This is a genomic window from Abyssibacter sp., assembly GCF_964229365.1.
Classification (GTDB): Bacteria; Pseudomonadota; Gammaproteobacteria; order Nevskiales; family OUC007; genus Abyssibacter.
This window is the reverse complement of sequence record NZ_CAXRDQ010000084.1, coordinates 1-10,410: the sequence shown is the minus strand read 5'-3', so window position 1 is coordinate 10,410 and position 10,410 is coordinate 1. Positions and strand designations below refer to the sequence as shown.

At 62.7% G+C, this 10,410-nt stretch carries 8 protein-coding genes and 1 tRNA gene; 5 read left to right on the top strand and 4 right to left on the bottom strand.

What is annotated here, in order from left to right; translation table 11 throughout:
- Together ACE1EY_RS14140 and ACE1EY_RS14135 are read right to left on the bottom strand one after the other, a co-directional pair.
- Positions 1–757, bottom strand: a 757-nt coding sequence (locus ACE1EY_RS14140; protein ID WP_370300468.1) for an NAD(P)H-dependent flavin oxidoreductase, incomplete at its 3' end; no start/stop codon positions are given.
- A 206-nt stretch (positions 758–963) separates the two neighbouring features.
- Positions 964–1,527 (bottom strand): hypothetical protein, encoded by a 564-nt coding sequence (locus tag ACE1EY_RS14135; protein WP_370300467.1) that lies wholly within the window; start codon positions 1,525–1,527, stop codon positions 964–966.
- Between ACE1EY_RS14135 and ACE1EY_RS14130 the strand changes: the two genes are divergently transcribed.
- The gene (locus tag ACE1EY_RS14130) at positions 1,504–2,025 is read left to right on the top strand and encodes a winged helix DNA-binding protein (protein WP_370300466.1); all 522 of its coding nucleotides are present in this window, start codon (positions 1,504–1,506) and stop codon (positions 2,023–2,025) included. The genes ACE1EY_RS14135 and ACE1EY_RS14130 overlap by 24 nt on opposite strands.
- 312 nt (positions 2,026–2,337) lie before the next feature.
- Entirely contained in the window at positions 2,338–3,609 is a 1,272-nt protein-coding gene (locus tag ACE1EY_RS14125) for a Fic family protein (RefSeq protein WP_370300465.1), read from the top strand.
- Between the two features lie 808 nt (positions 3,610–4,417).
- Here the strand turns inward: ACE1EY_RS14125 and ACE1EY_RS14120 are convergent.
- A tRNA-Ser gene (locus tag ACE1EY_RS14120) sits at positions 4,418–4,508 on the bottom strand.
- 148 nt (positions 4,509–4,656) lie between these two features.
- On the opposite strand from ACE1EY_RS14120, the gene mltF reads away from it, so the two are divergent.
- Together mltF and ACE1EY_RS14110 are read left to right on the top strand one after the other, a co-directional pair.
- On the top strand, positions 4,657–6,129 hold the full coding sequence (mltF, locus tag ACE1EY_RS14115; protein ID WP_291515225.1) for a membrane-bound lytic murein transglycosylase MltF: 1,473 nt from the start codon (positions 4,657–4,659) through the stop codon (positions 6,127–6,129).
- A gap of 79 nt (positions 6,130–6,208) precedes the next feature.
- Positions 6,209–7,687, top strand: coding sequence for a serine protease (locus tag ACE1EY_RS14110; protein ID WP_370300464.1), 1,479 nt, complete (start codon positions 6,209–6,211; stop codon positions 7,685–7,687).
- Positions 7,688–7,740: 53 nt separating this feature from the next.
- Here the strand turns inward: ACE1EY_RS14110 and ACE1EY_RS14105 are convergent, their stop codons facing one another.
- Positions 7,741–7,989, bottom strand: a complete 249-nt coding sequence (locus tag ACE1EY_RS14105; RefSeq protein ID WP_291515227.1) for a type B 50S ribosomal protein L31 — start codon at positions 7,987–7,989, stop codon at positions 7,741–7,743.
- Positions 7,990–8,256: 267 nt separating this feature from the next.
- On the opposite strand from ACE1EY_RS14105, the gene ACE1EY_RS14100 reads away from it, so the two are divergent.
- Positions 8,257–10,410: efflux RND transporter permease subunit (locus ACE1EY_RS14100; RefSeq protein WP_370300463.1), on the top strand; the 2,154-nt coding region annotated here is incomplete at its 3' end.

Below are 10,410 nucleotides of genomic sequence, written 5' to 3'. Positions count from 1 at the left end.
CACGCTCAATGTCGAGGACACGATCAACCGATGGGTTTCGCAGCACTCGCTCGGTGTTGCGTATCGGCCTCATGATCAACCGCGTGTCACGTTCGGACGCGGCGACAATGGCCTGCTTAACGTTATCGTGAACGGGGGCTTCCCTGGTGGCGAGAAAACGCGTGCCCATGTTCATTCCATCGGCACCCAGCGCCAGCGCGGCAACGAGAGAGCGTCCATCCGCCATGCCACCGGAAGCGACGAACGGAATCTCCAACTCGTCGGCAGCACGCGGCAACAAGATCATATTGGGGATATCGTCCTCGCCGGGGTGCCCGCCACACTCGAATCCATCGACCGAGGCCGCGTCGCAACCGATCTTTTGAGCTTTTAACGCATGCCGTACGGCCGTGCATTTGTGAATGACCTTGATCCCGGCATCCTTGAGTGCCGGCAGATACTCGGCGGGATTGTTTCCAGCAGTCTCAACAATCTTCACGCCACCTTCGATCACCGCCTGCACCAGGCCCGGATAATCGGGTGCATCCATCATGGGCAAAAAGGTCAGATTGACCCCGAACGGCTTATCGGTCAGCCCCTTGCAGCGCTCGATTTCGGCCGCCAGCTTGTCGGGGGTTTTCTGGGTCAATCCGGTAATGATGCCCAGTCCGCCTGCGTTGGAGACCGCCGCGGCGAGCTCGGCGTAACCGACGAAATGCATGCCTCCCTGGATGATTGGATGGCGGATCCCCAACAACTCAGTGATTCGAGTTTTCATACCTTTCCTTAAACAAGACAACGGATTCGCTGCGAGTCTGCTGTTACCGTCACCGTAGTGCGGCCCGATGCATGCTCCAGCATCTATGCAGGGGAGACAGTAACAGCGTCGCCAACCGCGTCGCGGAATCGGCGACTAACGTGGTCGTTTAGCCACCACACCCTCGCTAGTTGCCGGTCACTGTCAGCTCTGTTCGGCGGTTCAATTCACGCCCCTCTTCCGTGTCGTTGTCGGCCACCGGCTGAGACTCGCCAAACCCCGCGGACGCCCTTCTTCGTCAAACGGATGGACTTGCCCGTGGTCGCCACATCCGCGAAGTACGATTGCCGGGAAGAGCGATAGCCGAAATCGTCATTCAAGGCCTCGCAGAGCTGGTCCGAGAACCGGTCAAGTGCGTTCCATAGACGATCCAGCCGGTCGATACGCGTCGCCACCGAGGGATAGCGTTCGGCACGGAAACCGTGTTGCAGCGTCTCCAGGGTTTGGCGGAGTGCCTGCGCCTGGCCGGCCTCGTCATCCACTTCGGGTCTCAGTTCAGCCGTCATCTCGCACCTCGCATCCTCATTGTTTGCCGCGAATTTATTGTCATTACAAAATATTGTCAATTCGACATACTTGCTGAGGCAGAAGGTGCGAAATAGCATGGACGTGACGGGGCACTCGCCCACCATGCACAGGAAACCACGCCGTTGAGACCGAAAGCTGATATCAAAGAGGTGAGCCACGAAAGGGCCGCGGAACACTTCATGGAATTGTTTTACCCAATCCATTACTCCATCGGCATGCAGGTCGAAGACGCCCTGCGGGGCAACCAGGGGTTGGACCGGCATCAGACCGTGATCATGTGGTTGCTGCGTTCGGAGGGCATGCAACGCGGCAGCAAGAGCCTGAAGCGGAAAGAGATCGAACGCTGCCTGACCAGCTGGTATGACATCACCAGCAGCACCGTCTCGAAAGCCTTGCGTGCGCTGGCGAAGCCGCCCTACAACTTCATCGTGATTTCAGAAGACCCCGAATCCGGTCGCGAAAAGCTGGTGACCGTCACCCCCGCGGGCCAGCGCTACTACAAGCAGATGGCCGACAACGCGAGCGCATTCGTCAAGCTGGCGACCGACCGCATGAGCGTCGAAGAGAACTCGATGGGCATTCACATGTTCAGGGTGATCTCGGACGCGTTCCAGTCTCTGCGTGACGAAGGCCGTATCGACTCCCCGCAGGGCACGGCGGACGCAGCTACTCGGGTCAAACGCAAGGCCGCTGCCGGATAGGCTTGGCGTTCCCGGTCTGCCGCCAGCCAACCATCCGCAGACACAAAAAACCCCGCCGTCGCGGGGTTTTTGAAGATGGCAGAGAGGGCGGGATTCGAACCCGAAAATCCGCTCCATTTACCTCAATAAATACAATGCGTTATGGTCCATTCGCCGTAGCTCGTGCCTAATTGGCGCCTGAGTTATGTCACGAATCGTGGCGTTTTTCTGGCCCCGTGAGCGGCGCACCGGACGCGTTGTCCGGACCCGGCCCTATGACCTCACGTACCTCTCTTGTGGGGGGCCCGTGAGGACGGGCGGTAACCCGACGCGGTGCGCCGGTTAGCCGAAGCCACCTCAACGGCGCGGCACGCGGCATTAAAGCCCACTTCCACTCTGGCAACCGCTAGTAAAGCCTGCTTTAATAACAATTCCAATATTAAAGCAGGCTTTCGTATGGTCAGGGTCACGGGCACCCATGTTTCGACGAGCACGTTCGGCGAAACGGTCGACGCATTCGTTCCGCACGCCCTGCCACCCGTCGACCCACCGCTCGCTCCGGCGTCGTACGCGGCGTTGAACCAACGCGCCGAGCTCGCCGTGGCGCGGCTGGACGGCGTGTCCGGCCTGGTGGCGTCAGTGGACTGGCTGCTCTACAGCGCCATCCGCAAGGAGGCCTTGCTGACGTCGCAAATCGAGGGCACCCAGGCCACCCTGACGGACCTGTTCGACGACGAAGCCGGTCTGGCGGTCCGCAACGAAGCCGACGTCGAGGAGGTGACCAATTACTTGGTTGCATTTCGGTGGGTTCAGGACCAGCTGCGCGATCCGAATGGGCTGCCGATCAGCGTTCGCATGCTGTGCGAGGCCCATGTTCGCCTGCTCAACGGCGCACGCGGCGCAGGAAAGCAGCCCGGCGAACTGCGCCGCTCCCAGAACTGGATTGGCGGCACGCGCCCGGGTAACGCTGCCTTCGTGCCCCCGCCCCCCACGCAAGTGCCCGAGTTGCTGGCCGCCCTCGAACGATTCATCCACGACGAGGCCACCGACCTGCCGCTGCTGGTCCGCATCGCCCTGACCCACGCCCAGTTCGAAACCGTCCACCCGTTCCTCGACGGCAACGGACGCATCGGGCGTCTGCTGATCGCCGCGCTACTCGAGGCCTGGGGCTTGCTCGACGAGCCCCTGATGTACCTCAGCGGGTATCTCAAGCAACACCAAGGGGAATACTACCGCCGCCTGACCAGCATCCGGACCGAAGGTGACTGGGAGGGCTGGATCGCCTTTTTCCTCGAAGGCGTGGCCGAGGCCGCCGGAGAAGCCGAGCGCGGCATCATCGACGCGGCATCCCTGATCACCGCCGACCGCAAACGCCTCCTGGCCTCGCCGAAGGCTGGACCGATCAGCATTCGGCTGTTCGAGCTGCTGCCGGTCATGCCGCGGTTCAGCATCGAACAGGTTCGCAAGCACCTCGACACGACGTTCCCCACCGCCACTGCCGCGGTCCGCCTGCTCGAGAATCTCGACATCGTCATCGAAATCACCGGCCAGAAGAAAAACCGGGTCTACAGCTACCAGAGGTACGTCGAGCATCTGTCTCGCTGACCCGAAAACCAGACGCGCCGCGGCGCTCCTGAGCTTCGCCGCCCTGTATAACTACGTCGCTACGTGTCACGTCCCTCCAACCATGGCTACGAGATCATAGGACGCACATACCCTCGCCGCCGCATCGCATAGGGCTAGTCCTTTCGCGACGATTTCTGCTCGACAGGAGCAAACGCCTCTTCGGACGTTTCGCTTGCGGCGCTGTTCGGCCGTGCTCGTTGAGTACGCGGGTAGCTTCGGCGGCTTGGGTGCTCGTCCGACAGCGGCATTAGCCCAATGACCGGCCTTGGGCAGAGGACTCTGCTGTTGCAAACAGCGCTTGCGCAGCCCTTAGTCGGACAGTCCGAACGCCGTGGCAAGGCGCGTCATCGGCATTGCCCATACCAGTTCATAAAGCTCGTCTCGGGACCTGCTCGACAGTGCCCGATCGGTCACCGATTTCCCCATCTTCCGAGATCCAAGCGGAGAATACCGGGCTCACGATTCAGGGAGTGCGACTGCCTGTGCTGAGTTGGAGCAAGGGGATCAACGGCCCGGAACAGGCTCGCCGCGCCAAATATAGACCGGCACCAGTTCGAATCACCGCATCCGGGACTGGGCGTCAATGAATTGCATGGCGCAGACATGGGCCGAGGCTTGCGCCGGGGCCATCATCCGACGTTGTGCCTATTTCGTGCCTAATCTGGTGACGTTTTGTGCCTAATCGCCTGCGGCACGGGCACAGAGCGCAGAGCCCGGATTGCCGTTTAAATTATTGATATTGCGATGCAATCGACACTCGAAGCCGAGATCATAGGTCACGAGAAATTGGCGGAGAGGGTGGGATTCGAACCCACGTGGGGCGATCGCCCCCAACCGATTTCGAATCGGTGCCGTTATGACCGCTTCGGTACCTCTCCAGGCTGCCGCGCTTTCGGACCAGGCCGAGCGCAGCAGGGCGCGCATTTTACCGTCTTCTCCGAGAAACGCGAGCCCGGATGACAACGGGATGACGCCAGCGCATGCCGGTGGGATCATTGGCGCCGAGGAAGACAGGATTGCGTCAACTTGACCATCAACCGCTGGACCCGCTGGAGCGGCTTACTGCTGGTGCTCGTCATCACACTGGGGAGCGCGGTGACGTGTTCCACGCCGGGGACGCAGATGGATGCCCTGCAGGTTCGCGGCAGCCTGCGGGTGGCGACCATCAACCGGGCGACGACCTACTACGTAGATGCCGAAGGTCATCCGGCGGGTTTTGACCATGACCTGCTGACCTTGCTCGCGGATCAGCTGGGCCTGGCGTTGGACCTACAGATCTACGATTTCGAAGCCGACGCGCTGGCGGCCGTCGAACGTGGCGAAGCCGAGATTGCCGCCACGGGCTCCATGGCCACGCAGGCACGCCGGACCCGATTCCGCTACGGCCCGACGCTGCGTGAGGTGAAGCCGCAGGTGGTTTACCGGCGTGGCTCCCGCCGTCCTCGCCAGCTGGCAGATCTGCGTGATCCGTTGCGCATTGCTGCCGATTCGCCGGTGAACGACGTCGTCAATCGCCTGGCTGAAGGCTATCCGGAACTCGCGTGGACCACCGTGCCGGACGCCGATGACGACACCCTGCTCTACCAGGTCGCCGAAGGCGAGCAGCCATTGGCCGCAGCCAGCTCAGATGTCATATCGATAAGCCGCCGTTTCTACCCTCGCCTGACGGTGGCCTTCGATCTGGACGAAGCGATGCCGGTCGCCTGGGCGTTTCAGCGCAACGAGGACCATTCGCTATACAACGCGGTCGTGCAGTTCATCGTCGCCCTGAAGCAGTCCCGCGAACTCGACCGGATTCGTGACCGCTACTTTGGCCAGCTGGGCCGTCTGGACTATGTCGGCAGCCGCGAATTCTCGCGGGATGTCGACCGCCTGCTTCCGAAGTATCGGGCGCATTTCGAGCAAGCTGCCCAGCAGCACGGACTCGACTGGCGATTGCTCGCCGCCGTGGGCTACCAGGAGTCGCACTGGGAGGCCGACGCACGCAGTCCCACCGGGGTTCGCGGCATCATGATGCTGACGCGCGACACCGCCAACCACCTGAAGATTTCGGACCGGCGCGACCCGAAGCAAAGCATCTTCGGCGGCGCGCTTTATCTGAGGCAGCAAATCGACCGCATGCCCAGCGGCATTTCCGAGCCCGATCGCACCTGGATGGCGCTGGCCGCCTATAACCTCGGCCGCGGCCACTTGCTGGATGCCCGCGAGATCACCGCTGAACTGGGCGGCGACCCCAATCGCTGGGTAGATGTCCGCAATACCCTGCCCCTACTCACCCAGGCGAAATGGCATACCAAGACACAGCATGGCTATGCACGCGGCCACGAAGCCGTGAACTACGTGGGTAACATCCGCACCTATTACGACATTCTCAACTGGATCTTCGGCGCCCAGGACGAAGCCGACGCGCCGCGCGATCCACCCAAGGCCAAGCCGCCGATCGTGCGTGAGCCAGACCCGAGCACGCGAGCGTTGGATCTAGAGTCGCCGATTCTTTAGCGACTGCCAGTGTTCTACAACCACCTGCTGCCACAACCGCCGCAGGCTATAGTGCGTCGCATCCCGAACGGTGAGATTGATGATGAAATGGAGTTGGTGGCTGCTATCAGTGGCGTTCCCGATGTCGGCCTTGGCGGCCCCGGTGGGTCTGGGCTCAAACGATTCACTGACGCGGGCCGAGGCAATCAATCCGGTTGTTCTGGCGCCGCAGACCGCCTTCGCTGCACCCGAACCCGGCACCCCGCTGTACATTGCGCGCGCCGTCGAGTTTCGCGCCAGTAGCGAGACCACCGGCGTCTGGGATCAGCTCCCGGATCGACGGTGGGTTTGGCGTGCCGTGATCCACGCGCGGGACGCTTTGTCCGTCGGGGTCACGCTGGATGCCTCGCCTGCGCTCGGCCGTTCAACCGGCCATGTCTATTCGCCGCAAGGCTCAAGCATTTACCCCCTGCGCACCCAGACACAAGAGCGTGTTCACAGCCCACTGGTCGGTGGCGACACGCTGATACTGGAAATCGTGACCGCCGCGGCAGACAGCCATCCCCGATTCACGATTTCACGCCTGGACTACGGGTTCTCCGACCCGGCCAACCCCTCGACTCAGCACAAGTCCGGGAGCTGCAATGTCGATACCGTCTGTCCCGAAGGCGATGCATGGCGCGACGAAATTCGCTCCGTAGCCTCTTACGCCGCCAGCAGCGGAGCCGGCACTTTCAGTTGTACCGGCACGCTGCTCGCCAACACCAGTGGCGACGGCCGCCCGCTTTTTCTGACCGCGAACCACTGCATCTCCAGTGAATCACTCGCGAACAGCATGACGCTGTACTGGAACTTTGAAACCTCCACCTGCGGCGGCACGCCTAACGGATCACGAACCGACAGCCAATCAGGCGCATCGCTGCTGGCCGCCAGCGCGACCACGGATTTCGCCTTGGTCGAGCTTGATGCGCGCCCGAACACCGCATTCGATACCTACTATTCTGGATGGAATGCCACGAGTTCAGCGCCCACGCAGGGCACCGCGATTCATCATCCCCTGGGTGATGAAAAAGCGATCAGCTTCGAATACGCGGCACCGGCTTCAACGAATTACAGCAGCACGGGGACCACGGCCGCAGGCACTCATTGGCGCATCATCGACTGGGACGTCGGTACAACCGAGCGAGGCTCGTCCGGCTCAGCACTCTGGGACCAGAACAAGCGAATCATCGGACAACTGGAAGGCGGCGGCGCGGCCTGCGGCAATGACGAATCCGACTGGTACGGAAAACTGGCCGTGAGCTGGTCCAACGATGGCAGCAATCCCTGCTCCAGTCTGTCGCCGCATCTCGACCCGAACGGCACCGGGGCGCCCACCAGCATCGCCGGCTACGACCTCAATGAGGCCGGCGGCACCACGCTACCGCTATCTGACGCCTGCTACCGAGCGGACGGAGGCGGTGATAACGGCGGCGCGATCGGCGGCGGGTCCAGCGGCTCGCTGCTCCTCACGTGGCTTGCGCCGTTGCTGCTCGCCGGGTGGTGGCGACGCCGAAGCGGTCTTCGCGGCAAACATTAGCGCATAAAAAAGGCCCGCTTCGAGCGGGCCTTTTTTGTTCCTGCGGCGTCGGCTTACTTCGAGATGCCGTAACGCTGGCGGAACTTGTCGATCTTGCCGGTGGTGTCCGAGGTGGACTGCTTGCCGGTGAAGAACGGGTGCGACTTGCTGGATACATCCAGCTTGATCAGCGGGTATTCATTGCCATCTTCCCAGGTGATGCTCTCCTTGGAGGCGACCGTGGATCGGCAAAGAAAGGCGAAGTCGCTGGACGTGTCCTTGAACACGACCGGGCGGTAGTTCGGGTGAATATCTGCTTTCATGGCGTGTCGACGTCGGGTTGCTGCCGGCGGCGGCATCCGCACGGCCAAAATGGGGCGCGCTTTATAGCATCTTTCGCCGCTCGTTGGAATCCCCCGCCACTATAAGCCGAGCCATCTCACCCCACCTGCGACCCTTTCGGTGAGTCCTGACATCTAGATGCTGAAACCGGTCTGCCCTGGCCTCTACAATCAGGCCAACAACAAGAACGGATCGAACGACTATGCAGGTCTGCCGCCCCGCGGTGAGACCACGCGAGGGGAGCGGGCATGAATCTGACACGCCTGTCATTGGCGAATCCGGCGGCGCTGGTCGTCATCGTACTGTTGTTGGTCGGCGTCGGCACCGCATCGCTGTTCCAGCTGCCGATACAACTGCTGCCCCCGATCGATCAGCCGCAGATCTCGGTGTCCACGTTCTGGCGTGGCGCCGCGCCGGCCGATATGGAATCGGTGATCATCGAGCAACAGGAGCGCGTGCTGCGCAACCTGCCCGGCCTCACGCATATCCAGTCGAACATCGGTCAGAGCAACGGCAACGTCAATCTGACGTTCGAGATGCACCACGACATGCAGCGCGCCTATCTGGACGTGATTAACCGGCTGCAACAGGTGCCGACCCTGCCCCGCGATGCAAACGGACCCTGGGTGAACCTGTCGGGCGACAATTTCACCAGCGGCAATGCCGCCTCGCTGCTGGTCCGCGCCATCGACGCGCAAGACCCTCGCAATCCGGGTGAATTCCACCCCATCGTCGAACGCTACGTCGAACCGGCGCTGGCCGGGATTCCCGGTGTGGCGCAGGTCAACCTGCAGAGCGCGCGGCCGGAGGAAGTCCGTGTTGTGCTCGATGCATCCCGTGCCGCGGCGCTGGGCGTGCGGATCACCGATGTCGTGCGGGCAGTCAGCGGCGCCGCCGATGTCTCGGGAGGCTTTGCGGACGTGGGCAGGCGGCAATACACCGTGCGCTTCATGGGCAAGGCGCCGATGGACGAGCTGGATCAGCTCATTGTGGCCTACCAGGGTGGCCAGCCGATCTACCTGGGTGATCTGGCAACCGTGCAGCTCCAGCGTGTGGAACAAGGGGGCTTCACGCTGCGCAACGGGTACCCGGCCTACTACATCACGGTGGCGCGCGAAGCCGGCTCAAACACGGTGGAGATTCTCGATCAGATCAACACGGTGATCGACGAGCTCAATGCGGGGCCGCTGCCGGACGCGGGGCTGGCCATGGAGCTGTCCTACGACGCCTCGGTGCACATCCGCCGGGCGATTCGTCTGGTGCAGGGCAACCTGCTTCTGGGCGGACTGCTGGCCACGCTCGTGCTGTTCGCGTTCCTGCGAGACATCCGGTCGACGCTACTGGTGGGCCTGACCATTCCGGTCTGCCTGTTCGCCGCGTTTGCGGCGCTGGACGCCTTTGGCCGCTGCCTCAACGTGCTCTCGCTGGCCGGACTGGCGTTCGCCGTGGGCCTGGTCGTGGACGCCGCAATCATCGCGCAGGAAAACATCGTGCGGCTGCGTCAGGAGGGCCGGACCGTGGCGGACGCCGTGCTGCGCGGCGCCACCGAGGTCGCTCCGGCCCTGTTTGCCAGCACCGCGACCAGCGTGGCCATCTTCCTGCCGATTCTGTTCATGTCCGGCCCGGAAGGCCAATTGTTTTCGGACTTGGCGCTGACCCTGTCAATCGCGGTGATTGTGTCGCTGGTTGCCGCACTCACCGTGCTGCCGACCGCCAGCGCGAAATGGCTGGGGCGGGTCAATGCGCAGGACACGCTGGGCACTATCTGGGATCGCCTGACCGCATGGGTGCTGCGGCTGACCGACCGCCCCGCCCTGCGGGCCGGATGGGTCGTTGCCCTGACGCTGGGAGCCGGCGCGCTGGCCTGGAGCCTGCTGCCGTCGGCCGACTATCTGCCGCGCGCCCGCTCGGACAATGCCTGGGTTAATTTCTCGGTACCGGCCGGCGCCTCCCAGAACGCCTTGCAGGCGGATCTGGGGACGACGATTGTCGATCGCCTTAAGCCTTACATGACCGGCGAAAAGGCCCCGCAGGTCGCTTACTACAACCTGTCCTCCTGGGGCCGCTGGAGCGGCATGGCGATCTACCCGGCCGACCCCGAGGATGCCGATGCGCTGATGGACGTGCTGCGCAGCGAGATCACCCGCGATCTGCCGGATATCAGCAGCTTCGTCACCATGGGGTCGCTGCTGAACTTCTCTGGCGGTGGCAATCGGCAAATCGATGTCGATATCCACGGCGCGGATCTGCAGCAGCTGCTGGCCGCCGCCCAGGCCGGCATGGCTGCATTCGCGCAGACGATGCCAGGCGTACCGGTACAACCTCGCCCCAGCCTGGAGCTGGCCGAGCCGGAGCTGCGCGTGGTTCCGGATGACACCCGTATCGCCCAGACAGGTCTGACC

Coding starts and splice junctions, on each gene's coding strand:
- ACE1EY_RS14130 (WP_370300466.1), top strand. CDS start 1,504: ATGGAATTGTTTTACCCAATCCATTACTCCATCGGCATGCAGGTCGAA.
- ACE1EY_RS14135 (WP_370300467.1), bottom strand. CDS start 1,527: ATGGATTGGGTAAAACAATTCCATGAAGTGTTCCGCGGCCCTTTCGTG.
- ACE1EY_RS14110 (WP_370300464.1), top strand. CDS start 6,209: ATGATGAAATGGAGTTGGTGGCTGCTATCAGTGGCGTTCCCGATGTCG.
- ACE1EY_RS14105 (WP_291515227.1), bottom strand. CDS start 7,989: ATGAAAGCAGATATTCACCCGAACTACCGCCCGGTCGTGTTCAAGGAC.